Genomic DNA, 16,956 nt, shown 5'->3' with positions numbered 1-16,956 from the left:
TATATACTTAATTTTATATAAGTAATTTCTGACATAAATACAACAGAGAAAATGAAAATCCGGATTTTCTCATTTGAATACATATTATCAAATGATCAAGAGGGAGAAAAAAGAATGGAGATTATTGAAATTCAAAAGTTAATAGACGCACTTCATCAATCTTCTATTGATGAGTTGGAGTATCAGACAGAAGACATAAAGTTACGTCTCAAAAGAAATGGGAAAAAAAATGTGCAGTACATTGAAACGGAAAAGAAGAACGTTGAATCTTTTCCGTTAGAAAATCTGGTAACAGAAGTTGCTTGCACAAATCAAGTGGAAGAATTGAAACAAGTAGAAGGAAATAATGTGAAAGAAGATTTGTATGAAATTACTTCTCCAATGGTTGGTACTTTTTACAGTTCCTCTTCTCCAGGAGCAGATTCATATGTAAAAGTGGGACAAAAAGTAGATAAAGGAACGATTGTTTGTGTTGTAGAGGCTATGAAACTATTTAATGAAATTGAATCAGAGGTACAAGGGGAAATTGTAGAGGTATTGGTTGGCAATGGAGATCTTGTAGAATATGATCAGCCAATGTTTCTGGTAAGGGAAAAGTAGGGGTGATTGTAATTGATTAAGAAGCTATTAATTGCGAATCGTGGTGAAATAGCAGTTCGGATTATTCGTTCTGCAAGAGAATTGGGAATTAAAACAGTAGCAGTGTACTCTAAGGCTGATAGAGATGCCCTTCATGTCCACCTAGCAGATGAAGCTCATTGTATTGGTCCAGCTTCTGCAAAAGAAAGTTACCTGAACACAGTTAATATTATTTCTGTAGCAAAACTAACACAATGTGATGCGATTCATCCAGGGTACGGATTTTTAGCGGAGAATGCTGATTTCGCTGAAATTTGTAAAGAATGTAACCTTATATTTGTGGGTCCAACTCCTGAGACTATTAGAAAAATGGGTACAAAAGATGTTGCAAGAAAAACCATGATTGAAGCTGGTGTACCTGTTACCAAAGGGTCAGATGGAATTATTAAAAGCGTAGAAGATGGAATTAAGATAGCAGAAGAAATTGGATACCCAGTTATTATTAAAGCCACTGCTGGTGGTGGAGGGAAAGGAATCCGAGTTGCTCAAAATAGTAAAGAATTAGTTGATGGCATTCGTCTTACTCAGCAAGAAGCGAAAGCGGCGTTTGGAGATCCAAATGTATATCTAGAAAAGTATATTACAGATTTTCGTCATATTGAAATTCAGATTCTAGCAGATGGTTATGGTAATGTAATTCACTTAGGCGAAAGGGACTGTACGATCCAGAGAAGACTTCAAAAATTGGTAGAGGAAACACCATCACCCGGTATCAAGATGGAAGCGAGAGAAGAGATGGCCAATCTAGCGGTAAAAGCAGCTCAAGTTGTTAATTATTCAGGCGCTGGTACCATCGAATTTATCTATGATTTAAAAGAGAATAAATTTTATTTTATGGAGATGAATACAAGAATTCAAGTTGAACATCCAGTTACTGAAATGGTAACGGGTATCGACATAATTAAAGAACAAATTCGAATTGCTTCTGGAGGGAAATTAAGATATAAGCAAGATGATGTGAAGTTTAATGGTTGGGCCATAGAGTGTCGCATCAATGCAGAAAATCCAGAAAAGAATTTTATGCCGTCACCTGGAACTGTTAAAGAATATCTTCCACCAGGCGGATATGGGGTACGAATAGATTCAGCTGTGTATGCTGGCTATAGTATTCCCCCTTATTACGATTCTATGGTAGCTAAAGTTATTACGCATGGAGAAACGAGAGAAGAAGCAATTCAACGTATGGAAAGAGCACTGAAAGAATTTCATGTTGTTGGTATTAAAACTACTATTCCTTTTCATTTAAATCTTTTAAGTAATAAAACATTCATTTCGGGTGATTTTAATACTAAATTTTTAGAGTTACATGATTTGAAAACGAAAGAGCTACAAAGTGTTTAAAAAATAGACTTACAGTAAATATTTTATAAATCATTTTCATTATGGAGGAGATTAAAAGTGAATAAAGTACTGCTACAAACAGAAGGGTTGATCGTTTTAGTTACAACTATTTATTTATACAGTTATTTTGGGCTTAATTGGTGGGTGTTTTTAGCATTAATACTTGCACCTGACATTGGTATGATCGGTTATACAATAAATCAAAAGATAGGGGCAAGTGTTTATAACTTCTTTCACACGTACGTAGTATCTATTGCTGTACTTGCAATTGGATTGTATACAAATCAAGATTGGATTTTAACATTGGGAATTATCTGGACAGCTCATATAGCAATGGATCGAACTATAGGATATGGATTGAAGTATACACAGGCTGGATTTAAAACAAACCATCTTACAAAAGTATAATGATGCGAGTTTTTCGTTTAATTAGAATGAATTCCTAAGTTTTGTTAGCTAATAAATAGGAGGAAAAGTTGTGATTAGAGAATTAATTCCAAGAAAAAAGAATGATTCGGCAGTATCAGCTGCACAATTAATGTCTGATGTTCCTGATGGAATAGTAGTCAAGTGTCCAAAGTGTAAAAAAATTATATACAGCAAAGATTTGCGTAAAAATTTAAAGGTTTGTGTAGAGTGTAATCATTATTTTCCGATGAGTGCATTAGAAAGAATTGAATCTTTATTGGATCAAGATAGTTTTGTGGAATACGATGAGCGCATGACTTCAAATAATCCTCTTGGTTTTCCTGGATATGAAAAAAAATTAGAATCTGATCAAAAGAAAACAGACCTTAAAGAAGCGATAGTAACAGGGGAGGGGACTATTCAAGGGCATAGAGTAACTGTAGCAGTTATGGATACAAGATTCCGAATGGGCAGTATGGGGTCTGTGGTAGGGGAAAAAATTACAAGAGCGATAGAATTTGCTTTAGAAAAAGGGCATCCTTTTATTATCTTTACGGCAAGTGGAGGAGCTAGGATGCAAGAAGGAATTCTAAGTTTAATGCAAATGGCAAAAACAAGTTCTGCTGCTAAAATGTTAGATTTGTCTGGGAATCTGTTCATTTCGGTTATGACATCTCCAACTACAGGGGGAGTATCAGCTAGTTTTGCTTCTTTAGGTGATTATAATTTTGCAGAACCAGGAGCATTAATTGGTTTTGCTGGAAGACGAATTATTGAGCAAACAATCCGTGAAAAATTACCAGATGAATTTCAAACCGCAGAATTTTTATTAAAACATGGTCAATTAGATAAAATTCTACCAAGAGATCAAATACGTAGTACGTTAACAACTGTTTTAAGACTGCATTCAGGGGGAAGAATACAATGAAAAATTATTTGGATTTTGAACTTCCAATAGTAGAATTAAAAGAAAAAATAGTAAGTTTGAGAACGTATATGGAAACGACAGGATTTGATTTATCTGAAGAATTAGTAAAATTAGAAAACAAGTTGTGTATACTGCAGAAGGAGGCTTATCAACAAATGAAGCCTTGGGACCGAGTGCAAGTTTCACGACATCCTAATCGACCAACTACCCTTGACTATATTCAAGAAATATGTACAGATTTCTTAGAATTACATGGGGATCGTTCATATGGAGATGATCCAGCCATGGTTGGTGGTATTGCTAGATTTGAGGGTGTACCAGTAACTGTGATTGGGCACCAACGTGGAAAAGATACAAAAGAAAACATATATCGAAACTTTGGTATGCCTCATCCTGAAGGTTATAGAAAAGCGCTTAGACTTATGAAACAAGCTGAAAAATTCCAACGTCCTATTATCACCTTCATTGATACAAAGGGAGCTTATCCAGGAAAAGCTGCTGAAGAAAGAGGGCAAAGCCAAGCTATCGCAAATAACCTTTTTGAGATGGCAGCTTTAACTGTACCCGTAATTAGTGTAGTAATCGGAGAAGGAGGTAGTGGGGGGGCTTTGGGAATTGGAGTATGTAACCATCTCCATATGCTTGAGAACTCAACTTATTCGGTAATTTCTCCTGAAGGTGCGGCAGCGCTCCTCTGGAAAGATGCTTCAAAAGCAAAGCAAGCAGCTGAAACAATGAAAGTTACGGCGTATGATTTAAAGGAATTAGGTGTTGTTGACAAGCTGATTCCTGAGGTAGATGGTGGCGCTCATAATAATGTTAAAAAGCAGGCAGGTGAAATCAAAAAGGTCTTAAAGGAATCTTTAAATGAATTAATGTGGTTAGGAAAAAAAGAGTTGCAAAAACAACGTTATCAAAAATATAAACAAATTGGAGAATATTCTACTCCAGAATCTATTGGTGATGAAGTACGTGTATTAAACGCATTGTAGGGATCTGATTGTAGGGGAGAGTAACTTAGCATAAGTAGTTCAATATCATATTGGTAGAGATTCGAATGAAACATCTCCCTTTATCTTTTTTCTAATAGAAGACGAATGACGGTAGGCGTAAGCCTACATTTTTTGTGTTATAAAGAGATCATGCAAGAAAATAAGGTACATTATCTTTTTTAAGGGATTTACTAAGGATTTTGAAAAATTTAAGAACATGAAGAAAGTATTTAATAGAATAAAATCTTTTTATTGGAGACAATGGGTACCCTTATTTTATTACCTTTTTAAATTTGCGACCAAAAGTAATTAACATACCAGCAAGGATTACTAATATGCCTGCTGCTGTAGCATTATTTGAACTTGCACCTGTTTTTGGAAGCTCTTTAATGGTATCTTTTTTGTTATCCAAAGTACTAGTAATGTTGTTGTTGCTATTATCAGAGACGTTTCCAGAATTAGTGTCGTTATTGTTATTATCAGAACCGTTTTCAGTGTCTTTATCTTTCACAATTCCTTTTTGTGTTGCCGTTATTTCATGTCCACTTGCATCACGAACTAGGAACTTTACCTCGAAATTTCCCGCTTTAGATGTATCAACTTCGCCCATATGAATTACTTTAGAAGTAATATCGCCATCTTCTTTATCGATAGCTTTAACGCCAGCAAGTGGGTTGTAATTATCACCCATATTGATAATTACTTCAGCAGGTACCGTTAAAACTGTTACTTCATCTTTAGGCTCAACTTTCTGTTTCACAGTTACAGTTTGTTTAGTGGTAATATATTTCGTATCAATTACAGTATAGGAATGAATCATAGGCAGTGTTGCTCGACAAATAATATAAAGTTAAATAAAAAAGTACCGGTCCTTAATTGAGACAGCTTTTTTTATTTCTATTTAAATAACTTTACTTTTAGATAATGCCTGTAATATAGGACTCATAATTTTACCAATTAAACGAAACACGTTAAAAATAGATTTTATCATTTTAGCCAAGAAGACTCCTTCCTCAAGGAACGCGAAGTGAGTAGGTGGGAGATGAATTGGCTGCGGAAAAGAGATAGTAGGAAGCTGTCTTAATTGTTAGACAGATAGGGAAATGTTAACTCATGAGGAGGGCTTTTTAATTTTCTTAAAGTTTTATACTATGTAGCTGAAAAGGTTATATAATGGTTATGATATAATAAAATTCAAGTATAATAAGGGGATGAATTAAATGATTTTTCAAAGCATGATAACAGCTATTATAGAAAAATTACAAGAGACGGTAAATCCCTATTGGATAATTGTGTTTGGATCAACGGCAGAGAACAGAGAACGGGAAGATAGTGATATTGATATAGCTTATTTAAGTGACACAACTGTAGGGAACTATGAACGTTTTTTATTAGCACAGGAGTTAGCTAACATTGTTCATAGAGATGTTGATTTAGTTGATTTATCTGAAGCTTCTACAGTTTTTCAAGCTCAGATTATACATACAGGTAAGACAATATTTTGTTCTGATGAAGAACGAAGAATTATTTTTGAAATGAAAACTTTAAAAATGTATTCAAAATTGAATGAGGAACGCAAGATAGTATTCGATGAAATAAAGAAAAGAGGTTCTATATATGAAGAATGAGGTTATTTTAAATAAAATCTCAACAATAGAGCGTTGTATAAAAAGAATCCAAGATGTGTATGGAAATGCCCCTGAAAATCTGGAAGATTACACAAAGCAAGATTCAATAATATTGAATATACAAAGGGCTTGTGAAGCGAGTATTGATTTAGCAATGCATATTGTTGCAGGAAAAAAATTAGGACTACCCCAATCTAGTCGAGAGGCTTTTGATTTGTTGGTTACAGCAGGATTACTTAGCGCAGAGCTAGCAAATAAGTTAAAGGCGATGGTTGGATTTCGTAATATTGCTGTTCATGATTATCAAAGTGTAAACTTAGATATTGTTCGTCAAATTATTGAAAAACATCTAAAAGACTTTAAGCTATTTACGAAAGAAGTTATGGGAATTCTAGACTTATAAAAGCACAGATCTTTGAACTATGATTACATTGGAGAACATTGTAGTAACTTTATATCATGAGGAGAAAAGTACTTCAGTGGACCCTTTACTTGCTTTAACAATTAAAAACAAATTAAGCGTTACATGAACATATTGAAAAAAGGCATCTTAAGGTGTCTTTTTTGTTTTGGAGATTATTTACATGTTTTGCTGTGAATGAAACATACTATTACTAAAATCAGTGGAGGAGTGTAAGGAATGCAAATTCGCGAAAATAATAATTCAAACGAGATTTTGGTAGGAGCTGCAGCAAGTACAATTGAACAAATGAAGTATGAAATTGCTCAGGAGTTTGGTGTTACACTTGGACCGGATTCAACAGCACGAGCTAATGGTTCAGTAGGTGGAGAAATTACCAAACGTTTAGTGCGTATGGCGCAAGAGCAATTATCTGGTCAATATAAAATTCACTAAAGTTAAAGGTATATCCTGTTGAAGGGATATACCTTTTTAATTTTTTGAAAGAGGATAATGAAATTTTGATTGTTAGTTAAGCTTAGAAACTGCAAATTTAGCTGTGAAATTCATCTTCTTCATGTACGAAGAATTTGCACCTGCTTGAAATTGTACAGAAATATTACCGTCTTTTTGTGCTTTGAATACGCGGCCATATGGTGAATTAGCATTGTAGGTGCCAATTACTTGGTTATCTGCATCAAAGACCGTATAAGAAATTGGGAACCCAGAATTTTGTACAAAGACTGTAAGTTCTTCTCCTTTATTGAGATTAAATGTTTCCTTTTGGGACACTTCATAAGAACTCATAGAGTAATATTTTGTAACTTCTTGAATTTCTAAATTCGTAGTTGCTGCACTCGCTTTTGGTGCCTCTGCTCCTGGTAAGTTCATACCTGATAGTACTGCAATTCCTAGTGCCCCTGCTAAAATAACTTTTTTCATAATGCTAGTTCCTCCTTTAATATATTGTGAGATTTGAAAACGAAGTGAAAATATCACCTCTTGAAACCATTATAGTTACAACGAGAATGATTTTCAATGAGATTTAATATGTAATTTTGCATACATAAGATGTCGATATAAGGTAATCTATCCGAAGTTTAAAGTATTCTAAAGAAGTAGAGAACAACTTTTCAAAACTATGAATGTGATGGTAGCTGGTTTTTACATACATTGGTTCTATAAGTGAATATTTTGTTGTTTTTTTATTGTGCATTCATTGTATGTAAATAAACAATCAATTGTTTATAAAGTTTTATAATTCGGAATTATTAAACGAAATAAGAGGTTATATGTTATAATAAAGCTGCAATAAGGTTTAGCATCCTAATCTTATTGTGTATATTTAGCCTAAGTATGTCGTTTGTATTAAAAATAAGAAGTCTCTCAAAAAGAGGCTTCTTATTTTTGGTATGGAGGGAGATTACAGATGATTGATTATTATCAAATTTTTTTATTTACTATGGCAGGTATTGCCTTGTTTTTTTATATACAACATGCTAGAAAACCAACGAAAAGAAACAAGTGGAAATTCTTTGTTGTAGTATTTTTATTTTTCCTTTTGAATTATTTGTTTCTTAGATTTATATAGGTAAATGTAAGAGGGGATACGTTTTTAATTTTAAAATATAAAAAAAGGAAGGTGTAATCCTTCCTTTCATAATCTAGTTTGTCAATGCAAATATTTAATTAACTAATGTCATTGGCGCTGTGTAAATTGTGTCAACAGATCCGTCAGCATTCGTAATTTCAACTTTATAACGGAATGTGCCTGCATCCCCAATATCTTCGCCATTGCCTGAGAAAGTAACTATTTCTTCATTTGAACCAGCTGGTAACATAGAGTTCCAATTGAACCAAGTTTCATAATAGCCCCAGCCAGTTTCATATTGTTTTTCGATAGCAACTTTGTAATTCACACTTTCAGCTCTATTATTTGTAACTTTTGCAATGACATTTTGTCCAAATCCGTATTCCGTAGCGTGTAATTGAATCGTGAAATTGTTCACTGTTTCGCTAGGGCCACAAATGTAACGACAATATTCGCTCGCTCCATCGGCATGAGCTTTAGGTGTTTCTATATTCATTGCTGTTAAACTACCAAGAGCCAATGTTCCCATTAATAATACTTTACCAAATTTTTTCATATAAAATCCCCCTTGAGTATCTTTTCAATTTGTTTAATAGTTGTCACATCAAGTAGTTATATGACATTAAGCAAATTGAATGTTCTTTTTCCCTGAGTACATTTGCTACCATTCTTCCATCTTGTAGTAATTTAATCTGTACATAAGATTCCATGGTTTTAAATCCTAAATATGTATCTGAATGTACATTGAATAGATCCTTTAATATATCGATGATACATTTGGTTTATTTACTTGTATCATCTCTTCATTACCGTTTATTGGTAAAAAGGTAATGTTATTATACATAATATTGGAATCTACTGACAAGAGCTAATAATTTTGATTTAGTCATTAACAGGAAAGAAAAGTATTAAATTAGGACGGTGTTCAAAAAGAAGATAAAAACATTTGAAATGTGTGAGAAATGATTTGCAGAACAATTAGAGCACAAGTACTGTGGGAGTTTGTAAGTACTGTAACAGAAGAGAATATGAAGCAGAAGCAGAAGCAGGAGTTAGAGTCTACACCAGGTTTATTAGTAAATCTATTTAAAACTTGTAAAAGAAACCATTCAAAATCAAAAAAAAGCGAAATAGAAAGGATATTTAAGGAAATTTAAAAGGCCTTGTCATTTTAGACAGGGCCTTTCAAAAAGGGACACAATTGACAACTGAAGGTGACTTCATATTACCATTTTTGGTATTTTAATTCCAGGGATTCATATTGAGAAATAAAATGATTATTTTGTAGAGTGTGAGATGGGGAATACTGCCTATCAATTTTTCAGGACGGGAAGGCATAAGCAGAATTTTTTATTTGCTTTAAACAAGGGATAGAAGAAATACTTTTGCTTAGGAAAGTGAGTTAATCATAGTTCAAAGTTATGTGAAAAACTGTTTTCAGGATAGGTAACCTTTTTGTTTTAAAAAGAGAATATATTTTCTCAACAGGACAAATGGTAATCATCTATAAGTACTACTTATAAGGATAATAGGAAAATAGAAATTAATAATAAAGGAGAATGCGAAATGAAAACAGTAGTATCTGATAGAGATCTATCTGAAATCCGCGAAGAAGACGTAGATGTTTTAAAGGTAATGGCACATCCGGTTCGATTACAAATTGTAAATGAATTAATGCACCATAAAATGTGTAATGTTACGCAGTTAACGGAAATATTAAGACTCCCACAATCTACTGTTTCACAGCATCTATCAAAATTAAGGAGAACCGTACTCCGTGCAGAAAGAAGAGGGTTAGAGGTGCATTATTATATAGATAATGCTAAGGCTCGTCAGATTGTAGGAATTTTAGGTTTGTGGGGAAATAATAAGCAAAAAAGTTCTCTTCTTTAACGAATTCCCCTTCCTCAAGCGTGTGAAGGGCGTAGCCCAACGGTAGGTGGGAGATGAATTTCGGTTTGGCATAGCCAAAAACTTTTGATAAACTAGCTATATGAAGTTCTTTGATAACTTGATATATGAGGTTGCAGGAAGAAAATAGAGTGCGAAAACCAAGCCATTCGGTTCCTGCGTAAAATATCAACCGTGCCAAAAGAGCGTCCAAGCGTTGGACATCTAGGGGTGGAACACCCCGAAGTAACGCTCAGGGAGACGAAAGGGTACTTTCGTCGTGGAACTGAGAAGCTCCCACTTTAAGCTTTGCTAAGTGGCGAGTAGTTCACAAGGAACTGTTATAAACGGTGGACAGTTATACGAGTTATATGAACCTGAATATTGTTAAAGAAAGGACACTCATTTGAGTGTCCTTTCTCCGACTTGAACCATCTTAATTTTATTGTGTTGTTATCATATAAGAAAAGAAGACATCGATTAAGATGTCTTCTTTTCCTTGTACAATTGGTGTTAAGAAGGTATTGTATTACTTAAAAATATAACAATCATCGAGTAAGCTTATTATAGCATCAATAAATAGGATTTTTATATGTAATATTGCATATATATAGATTTATTGAAGTTTTATCTATATAGTTTAATTGTCTGTTATTTGTTTTAATTCATTTACTTATATTATTTTTTGAGCGCTCCAGCAATGGAGCCTTTTTTTTATGCAATAAAACATTTTCTTTACATTATTTAGTCGATGTATATTAGCTTTTCCTTCTTAAAAGTTCCCTATATTTTACCAAAACATTGTATAGACGACCAGTCTTTTTATGAGAATTTAGTGAGTTAATAGTATTAAATTTGAAAATAGTTTTTATATCAAAAGTAGTAGATGGATTATTCTGTATGTCAATCGATATGCTAAATTGCATATCGAAAAAAGTAGAATTTGTTAACGTTTTCAAAATAAGGGATATTTTTATAAATTTCTGCTAATATCAAACTTGTACTTATTATAAAACAAGGGGATGTTTATATGTTTAAAAAAGTTACATTAGGGATATCATCATTAGCGGTGGCGGCGGTAGTTGGGTTAGGAATGGCATCGGAGGCATCAGCAGGACCAGCAGCACCTCTAACTTCTTTAAGTGTAGTAAAAGTAGAATCACAATTGGGTGGAGTTGAATACATTAATCCTAATAGTTTTAGTACAACTAAAGATCATGGGGGAAGTTACTTATATGTTTACACAAAAGAAATAGGATATGGCCAGTTTCCTTTTGCCAAAATGAATGGATTTGATGTGAAAAGTATTGGTTCACAAATAATTGGTGGTAATCCTATTGTAGGTTGGGAATATAAATGGGACGCATCAAATCATCAAGAAGGGACTTTTGAATATCAAAAGACTTCAATAAATTATCCAAGAGATACGTGGCGCACTTCATTATATATTAAATAATTAGTTTTATATATTCGTAGCATGAAAATTCCTGCACCTTGTGTGGAGATTTTCATAAAGAAAAGGCACCCTTATGTAGGTGCCTTTTCCAATAGTTTGTTTAGCAGAAGCAGCTAGCTCCAACTATGATTAATAAAATAAATAGTACAACTAATAAAGCAAAGCCTCCAGCAAAGCCGCCGCCACAACTACCGCAACTACCACCAAATCCCATTTTAATCTCTCCTTTGAGTAGGAGGGGAAAATTAAGGTCATTCATGTATTTTAACGGGTTCACTTTACCCTATGTTTTTACGGATTAATTGAGCAGGTCCTTTTGAAAATAAAAAAAGACACCCTAAGGTGCCTTCCTCCGACTTGAACCACTTTACTTTTAATAATATGTATTGGACATTAAGTAAACACATCCTATAAAACAGAATCATTTATTTTTACCAGATTGTTAGTGTACAAATACAAGAGAATCGAGATCGTTTGTTTGGCTAGATTAAAGCAACGCCACATCTATATGGTTGAGATGTGTTACGCCTTCTAATCGGAGAATCTGCTTTATAGAACGTGTCCACAATTTATATTTTACTACATGTAATATTTATTTAGTGTAATTTTTTACAAATATGTATAATTGCATAAAGTTTACGAAAAAATGAGAGTATAATTTGGTATTGTGTAATAAAGATAAAGTCCACCTACGGAAATAGGTGGGCTTTTTAATGCATAAAGAAAAGACACCCATATAAGAGTGTCTTTTCCGATAGTTTGTTTAGCAGAAGCAGCTAGCTCCAACTATTATTAATAGAATAAATAATACAACTAGTAAAGCAACTCCTCCAGCGAAGCCGCCACCACCACCACCACAACTTCCACCAAAGCCCATAATAGTTCCTCCTTTAGATAAGAGGATAAAACAAGAGGTCACTCATGTATTTTAACGGATTCAATTTACTTTATGTTTTTATGCATTAATGGAGCAAGTTCTTTTGAAAAAAAGAGAAAGCCAATCTAAGGCACTTCTCCTGAATATTAATAAATCGCATATATTAATAAAAACAGACTATTTAATTATATCAATAATAAGATTATTTAATATAATGTATTAATCCTAACAGAAGGGAGGAATAACCATGCAATTAGTTTGTTTCCAAGTAGTAAGTGGACAATACTTCTTAGTTGTAGAAGGTATCCAGATTCCTGTACCAATTCCAGCGTTTGCTGCAGCTCTATTAATTGGTTTAGGAGTAATCCCACTTTGTTCTTAATTTAAGGAATTGTAAGCAGTTTTACCTTTCAATCGATAAGCCCCTAAGTATATAAATGCTTGGGGGTTTTCTTATAAAAAAAAGACACCCTAAGGTGCCTTCCTGCGATTTGAACCAACGTAATATGGTATTGGATGCCAATCCAATTATTATTTTACCACGTTAGATAATTTCGAGTATTGAGAAATAGTAAAAGCACTCTTTCGAGTGCCGCTATTTACTTCACTACTTTATCCATAACTTCTTTATACTTATTAAACTCTTCATCTTTCATATCGCCATTCATCTGTAAAAGGAAATTCCCCTTAGCATATGTATGTGAGAAAAGCATTGGAGCTGAGTTTCCTAGCTCATCATAGTACTTCTTAGCTTTTTCTAAATCTTCTTTCTTACTAAATTCAAACACACGGCCACCTTTATCCTCACCTAATTTAGGAATTAGGATTCGTTTACCATCTTTACGCATGTTACCGAACTCTTTTTGTGGTAGATCCGTAGCATTTTCAGCTTCTATACCAGCTTTCTTGAACTCGCTAATAAGTGAAGTTGTAGTAACCGGTTCAGGCTTTTTAGCTTCTTGTTTAGGTTTAGATTCAGTTGCAGTCTTCTCATTTGAACCACAAGCGGATAATCCCATAAGTAAGGCGCTACATGCTAATGCTGTAAGTAATCTGCGTTTCATTGTGTTACCCCCAGTATGTATTAGTTATATAAGCTGAAATGTAAGATTTCTTATCTCATGGTAGCAAACAAGTTATTTGTATTTTGTTATATTTTGTCGAATGAGAATAAAAAAAGCACTCACAAGAGTGCTTAACCATAAATCTAATGTTTTTTACTAGATTTTTTATGTCCTTTATTTCGTTCACAAGCCACGCCATCGCCATCGCGATCTAAATGTGAAGCATAAGCTGGGCTATCTGGAGTTATATCATAGTAACCGGCATTATTTGCATCTGTACAGTTTGCAAAGTGTACTTTCTCTTGTTTAGGTACAGCTTGTTGCTGAGGTGCTGTATTAGCAGTAGTTTTTTGTTGCTCCTGTTCTTTTGCCCGAGCTGCTTCTTGTTGTTTCTTTTGTTCTTCCTGTTGTCTTTGAGCCTCTTCTTGTTTTCGTTGTTCTTCTAATTTCTTTTGCTCTTCAGCCTTTTTCTGTTCTTCTAATCGTTTCTGCTCTTCAACTTCTTTTTGTTCTTCGGCTTTTTTCTGTTCTTCTATTTTCTTTTGTTCGTCTTCCTGTTTTTGCTCATCTAGTTTCTTTTGTTCATCTTCTTTTTTAGTTTCTTGTTTTGGTTCTTCTGATGTACTTGCTTTATCACTTGAACCACAAGCAGCCAATCCCATAAGTAACACGCTGCATGCTAAAGCCATTAATAATTTCTTGCTCATAATTTAATTCCTCCAAGATATATAAAATGTAATATTTCTGGACAATCTTATCAAAATAATTATCCGTATATTGTCATATTTTGTCGATTAGAAATAAAAAAAGAGAGCCGTAGCCCTCATTGGTTAATTTGGTACAATCTTCACATAATTTTATCCCTAGAAAATGGAAGGAAGTACATTCTCGTATTTTATGATACTGGTACTAGTTATCGGAATTGCAGGATTCATTTACCTGATGGATCGGATAGACAAACGGATTATGAAGGATGAAAAGTGATGGATAAATAGCAGCCTGACAAAGAAGAAATAGCAAACCTAATCAAAATGATACGAGATTTAAGAGCTAAAGGGTTACATAACAGCGCAGATAAGGTAGAGGAAGCACATAAACATATTACTTTAGCTAAATAAAAAAGCCTCGCAGGGGGCAAGGCTTTAAACAGGGTAAAAGAATTGTCGAGTAAATAAGAATTACTTCTTGAGAATGGCTTAATTTTAACACGATAACTCGTATGCATGTGTTACGGAATTATGAACTATTCTGATGTGCGAAGCATCATAAAGGGTGAGAAAAATGCATCCGCTAACTAAAATTAGCATAGTAAAAGGCCTGTGCAGATGCACAGGCTGGTTGATACACATATCGGTAATTAAATGTTAACAGATTTATTGAATAATCGTTATTGAGAAAATAAAAACAGTCGATTACCCCTAATTAGCTATTTCATGAAACGACACAATATTTTGTCCCTCTATTATAACATGGTCGTTTCTTCTAATTAAACAAGGAGTGAAAGCCTATGTTAGATAAAAATCAATCAAAAGTCTTCCTTCCTTCATGGGTATGGAAGGAAGGAAGAAATGAAAAAGAAGCAAAAGAAAAAGCGATTGAGTACATTACTCCCAATCGCTATCCAGGATACAAAATCATTGAAATAAGAGGCGATATATCGCTTTAGAAGGATTGGACCTAGTGTTTGATGAAAGCGAAGTGATTCAATTACGAGAAGTGTGGGATGAGGATAAAGATATTCTTGAAATAGCAAAAGGGCTAGGAAGGAATCAACTAGAAATCGCCACATTAATCATGGATCAGGCAGATAAGAACAAAATTAAATCTCGTCCAATGGGGTTAGGGGCATGAAACAACTACCACGGGAGGGATATAGTCGAAATTTTTGATTATACTGCAACAAGTACAGCGGACAAATTTTTGAAGCGTAATAGCGTTATGACGTACTCATTAGAGTTTTATGACAAAGACGAAAAGTGGAAGCGTCGTTGGCTTGAGGCGAAGTCCGAGAGAGAAGCTATAGAAATCATAGGATTACCAACGGATTACCATAATAGGTAATATATTTCCAAACGCTAGGTGTTGAGAAATCTTTTTATAAATCCTTCATTCGGCTCAACAAAGCAATCAGCTTAATTAGCTAACTGCTTGTTGTACAAAAGAAAATTAGGCCCTGCAAGTTAGGATGTGTAACGTTAAGTTACAGTTATAGTGTTAGCAGGACCGGAAATGTTATACGGGGATTAATGTAATGAAAATTTCATTTTGTCGAACTCTATTTGAATAAAGTAACTAAAATTAATTGATTGTATCCAATGCAAGGGATATTTTTGAATAAAGTAACTTTAATTAAAGGGGAGATATATATAATGACTGGACAAAACAATCGTGGTGGGAAAAGAGAAGGAGCAGGACGTAAAGCGATCGGTGTAACAAGAAAAGTATCGTTAACTTTACCAACTGAGTTATGGAGTGAGATTGAGTTTCTGTGTGAATACGATGGGGGGAGTCAATCTAAAGTAATTCGAAAAATGTTAGAGACGCAGATACCGAAAACTCAAATGGTACGGGATATAAAAGAACTTCAGAATGCCAACATTGGTGCAAATATTACAAGTGATGAGGATGCCGTAGATTTTTGCGTGAAACTGGTTCACGAGATCTTTATACAGAAGAAGCATAAATATGAACCGGATTTAAAATAAAAGAGCAGCTAGCAAAAGCTAACTGCTCAGTCTTGAAGGAGATCTCGATTAGTACGGTTACACATAAGAGATTTCCGGCTGCTTAAAAGCCTAGCTACAGTATTGACGTGATTTTTAGTTTTATTCAGGGAGGTAGAGGGAAATGAATAAATTTATGCTGTTCCAACTTGGTTTTGGTCTGCAACATCAGCATCAAATGTGTTTGTCGCACTAACACCACTAAAGGTATTAGCAACAAAAGCAACATTGGATGAGCCTGAACCATTATAAGCTTTTGTATTTTCCTTTGGAGAGACGTTATAAAAATCACCTAAGTTGAAAGAACCGTTACTATTTTGTACAACCATGTTTCCAACAATAGATGGCATCAGTTTCACCTGCTTTCTTAGGAAGCGTTTAAATTAGAATATGGTCTATGAGTCTAGATGTTCATCTGAATCTGAAAATTTTAAAATGAGGGATGTTAGAAAACCTAATAAAATAATCCTTTGTGCGACACGTTTCCTCATAAGTGTGCAAACACGAAGTAGGAGGGTTATCAATTTGATAACAACAACTGTTTGACTGAAAGTAGGAATGAAAGCCGTCAGGTTGAGCTGAAACTACTTATCTAATACTCCTACATGCAAGGCGTGATAGTAGTCACAAATTGTATGAAGCTAGGTGAAGTCGGCTGAACAAAACCTAAGTGAGAAATCATATGGTAATGGATAGGTCGGGATGCTACAAAATATCTATGGTGAGAATGTCTAAAATAACGGACTGGCGAACTTGCGAATGTACGGGTCTAAATTATTAATACAATAGAAATTTGTATGTCGTCAATGATGACGTTATCTACCGAAAAGTAAGAGTAAAGGATACGAAATTCGGAACATCTAACGATGAGGGTGTAAAGATAACAGGCTTAAAGCAAGCACCTAAGGATATATGTATAGCTAAGTCAATCGGAACGTGGTAAGCAAGAAACTGTCACCAACGCCTACTAGCGGACAGATGCATATAAGGTTCTAACGAACCGAAATTGCTTCATTCTT

The 16,956-nt window shown here is 34.1% G+C and carries 22 protein-coding genes and 2 pseudogenes; 16 read left to right on the top strand and 8 right to left on the bottom strand.

What is annotated here, in order from left to right; genetic code table 11:
* Positions 1-114 precede the first annotated feature (114 nt).
* From accB to accA, 5 genes are all read left to right on the top strand, one after another.
* Positions 115-600: an acetyl-CoA carboxylase biotin carboxyl carrier protein gene (gene accB / locus ABH960_RS26675; protein WP_404449402.1), complete on the top strand. Its 486-nt coding sequence runs from the start codon at positions 115-117 to the stop codon at positions 598-600.
* Between the two features lie 12 nt (positions 601-612).
* Positions 613-1,980 carry an acetyl-CoA carboxylase biotin carboxylase subunit gene (accC, locus tag ABH960_RS26670; RefSeq protein ID WP_404449400.1) on the top strand — a complete coding sequence of 456 codons (1,368 nt, stop codon included), beginning with the start codon at positions 613-615 and terminating at the stop codon, positions 1,978-1,980.
* Positions 1,981-2,037: 57 nt separating this feature from the next.
* The gene (locus ABH960_RS26665; protein WP_404449398.1) at positions 2,038-2,388 is read left to right on the top strand and encodes a DUF4260 domain-containing protein; all 351 of its coding nucleotides are present in this window, start codon (positions 2,038-2,040) and stop codon (positions 2,386-2,388) included.
* Positions 2,389-2,458: 70 nt separating this feature from the next.
* Complete coding sequence (gene accD, locus ABH960_RS26660) at positions 2,459-3,316, top strand: acetyl-CoA carboxylase, carboxyltransferase subunit beta (protein ID WP_404449396.1); 858 nt, start codon at positions 2,459-2,461, stop codon at positions 3,314-3,316.
* Complete coding sequence (gene accA / locus ABH960_RS26655; RefSeq protein WP_404449393.1) at positions 3,313-4,308, top strand: acetyl-CoA carboxylase carboxyl transferase subunit alpha; 996 nt, start codon at positions 3,313-3,315, stop codon at positions 4,306-4,308. The genes accD and accA overlap by 4 nt, the downstream gene beginning before the upstream one ends.
* A gap of 271 nt (positions 4,309-4,579) precedes the next feature.
* On the opposite strand, the pseudogene ABH960_RS26650 reads toward accA, so the two are convergent.
* Positions 4,580-5,119, bottom strand: a pseudogene (locus ABH960_RS26650) (immunoglobulin-like domain-containing protein); the annotation flags it as partial.
* 409 nt (positions 5,120-5,528) lie between these two features.
* On the opposite strand from ABH960_RS26650, the gene mntA reads away from it, so the two are divergent.
* The 3 genes from mntA (at position 5,529) to ABH960_RS26635 (ending at position 6,792) form a co-directional block, all read left to right on the top strand.
* Positions 5,529-5,936, top strand: a complete 408-nt coding sequence (gene mntA / locus ABH960_RS26645) for a type VII toxin-antitoxin system MntA family adenylyltransferase antitoxin (RefSeq protein ID WP_404449391.1) — start codon at positions 5,529-5,531, stop codon at positions 5,934-5,936.
* Positions 5,926-6,339 carry a type VII toxin-antitoxin system HepT family RNase toxin gene (gene hepT / locus ABH960_RS26640; protein ID WP_404449389.1) on the top strand — a complete coding sequence of 138 codons (414 nt, stop codon included), beginning with the start codon at positions 5,926-5,928 and terminating at the stop codon, positions 6,337-6,339. Before mntA ends, hepT begins: the two co-directional genes overlap by 11 nt.
* Positions 6,340-6,576: 237 nt before the next feature.
* Entirely contained in the window at positions 6,577-6,792 is a 216-nt protein-coding gene (locus ABH960_RS26635) for an alpha/beta-type small acid-soluble spore protein (protein ID WP_400496996.1), read from the top strand.
* Positions 6,793-6,864: 72 nt separating this feature from the next.
* On the opposite strand, the gene ABH960_RS26630 is transcribed toward ABH960_RS26635, so the two are convergent.
* A complete protein-coding gene (locus tag ABH960_RS26630) occupies positions 6,865-7,278 on the bottom strand; it encodes a hypothetical protein (protein ID WP_328024918.1) in 414 nt (137 codons plus the stop codon).
* Positions 7,279-8,021: 743 nt separating this feature from the next.
* Entirely contained in the window at positions 8,022-8,483 is a 462-nt protein-coding gene (locus ABH960_RS26625; protein WP_219303816.1) for a hypothetical protein, read from the bottom strand.
* Between the two features lie 406 nt (positions 8,484-8,889).
* Between ABH960_RS26625 and ABH960_RS26620 the strand changes: the two genes are divergently transcribed.
* From ABH960_RS26620 to ABH960_RS26610, 3 genes are all read left to right on the top strand, one after another.
* Entirely contained in the window at positions 8,890-9,084 is a 195-nt protein-coding gene (locus ABH960_RS26620; RefSeq protein ID WP_404449480.1) for a hypothetical protein, read from the top strand.
* Positions 9,085-9,493: 409 nt separating this feature from the next.
* A complete protein-coding gene (locus ABH960_RS26615) occupies positions 9,494-9,820 on the top strand; it encodes an ArsR/SmtB family transcription factor (RefSeq protein ID WP_219303817.1) in 327 nt (108 codons plus the stop codon).
* Between the two features lie 1,027 nt (positions 9,821-10,847).
* On the top strand, positions 10,848-11,273 hold the full coding sequence (locus tag ABH960_RS26610) for a DUF4879 domain-containing protein (protein WP_002017095.1): 426 nt from the start codon (positions 10,848-10,850) through the stop codon (positions 11,271-11,273).
* 100 nt (positions 11,274-11,373) lie between these two features.
* On the opposite strand, the gene ABH960_RS26605 is transcribed toward ABH960_RS26610, so the two are convergent.
* Together ABH960_RS26605 and ABH960_RS26600 are read right to left on the bottom strand one after the other, a co-directional pair.
* Positions 11,374-11,487 (bottom strand): YjcZ family sporulation protein, encoded by a 114-nt coding sequence (locus tag ABH960_RS26605; protein ID WP_113937363.1) that lies wholly within the window; start codon positions 11,485-11,487, stop codon positions 11,374-11,376.
* Between the two features lie 549 nt (positions 11,488-12,036).
* A complete protein-coding gene (locus ABH960_RS26600) occupies positions 12,037-12,150 on the bottom strand; it encodes a YjcZ family sporulation protein (protein WP_002069374.1) in 114 nt (37 codons plus the stop codon).
* Positions 12,151-12,397: 247 nt separating this feature from the next.
* On the opposite strand from ABH960_RS26600, the gene ABH960_RS26595 reads away from it, so the two are divergent.
* The gene (locus ABH960_RS26595; protein WP_002016520.1) at positions 12,398-12,532 is read left to right on the top strand and encodes a hypothetical protein; all 135 of its coding nucleotides are present in this window, start codon (positions 12,398-12,400) and stop codon (positions 12,530-12,532) included.
* 217 nt (positions 12,533-12,749) lie between these two features.
* Here the strand turns inward: ABH960_RS26595 and ABH960_RS26590 are convergent, their stop codons facing one another.
* Together ABH960_RS26590 and ABH960_RS26585 are read right to left on the bottom strand one after the other, a co-directional pair.
* Complete coding sequence (locus ABH960_RS26590; protein ID WP_016093847.1) at positions 12,750-13,214, bottom strand: hypothetical protein; 465 nt, start codon at positions 13,212-13,214, stop codon at positions 12,750-12,752.
* 143 nt (positions 13,215-13,357) lie between these two features.
* Complete coding sequence (locus tag ABH960_RS26585; protein ID WP_078205658.1) at positions 13,358-13,921, bottom strand: excalibur calcium-binding domain-containing protein; 564 nt, start codon at positions 13,919-13,921, stop codon at positions 13,358-13,360.
* An 800-nt stretch (positions 13,922-14,721) separates the two neighbouring features.
* Here ABH960_RS26585 and ABH960_RS26580 point away from each other — a divergent pair.
* The 4 genes and pseudogenes from ABH960_RS26580 (at position 14,722) to ABH960_RS26565 (ending at position 15,919) form a co-directional block, all read left to right on the top strand.
* Entirely contained in the window at positions 14,722-14,880 is a 159-nt protein-coding gene (locus ABH960_RS26580; protein ID WP_181777931.1) for a hypothetical protein, read from the top strand.
* Positions 14,871-15,065: a hypothetical protein gene (locus tag ABH960_RS26575; protein WP_113937361.1), complete on the top strand. Its 195-nt coding sequence runs from the start codon at positions 14,871-14,873 to the stop codon at positions 15,063-15,065. The genes ABH960_RS26580 and ABH960_RS26575 overlap by 10 nt, the downstream gene beginning before the upstream one ends.
* Positions 15,062-15,275, top strand: a pseudogene (locus ABH960_RS26570) (hypothetical protein). The gene ABH960_RS26575 and the pseudogene ABH960_RS26570 overlap by 4 nt, the downstream one beginning before the upstream one ends.
* 308 nt (positions 15,276-15,583) lie before the next feature.
* The gene (locus ABH960_RS26565; RefSeq protein ID WP_016093844.1) at positions 15,584-15,919 is read left to right on the top strand and encodes a hypothetical protein; all 336 of its coding nucleotides are present in this window, start codon (positions 15,584-15,586) and stop codon (positions 15,917-15,919) included.
* 152 nt (positions 15,920-16,071) lie between these two features.
* Here ABH960_RS26565 and ABH960_RS26560 read toward each other — a convergent pair whose 3' ends face one another.
* Positions 16,072-16,287: a spore germination protein gene (locus tag ABH960_RS26560; RefSeq protein ID WP_078205660.1), complete on the bottom strand. Its 216-nt coding sequence runs from the start codon at positions 16,285-16,287 to the stop codon at positions 16,072-16,074.
* Positions 16,288-16,956: the final 669 nt, after the last annotated feature.

Origin of the sequence: Bacillus sp. RC252, assembly GCF_044909215.1 — a bacterium.
GTDB lineage: Bacteria > Bacillota > Bacilli > Bacillales > Bacillaceae_G > Bacillus_A > Bacillus_A mycoides.
Note: the sequence above shows the minus strand (reverse complement) of the source record. Positions and strands in the feature narration are given on the sequence as shown.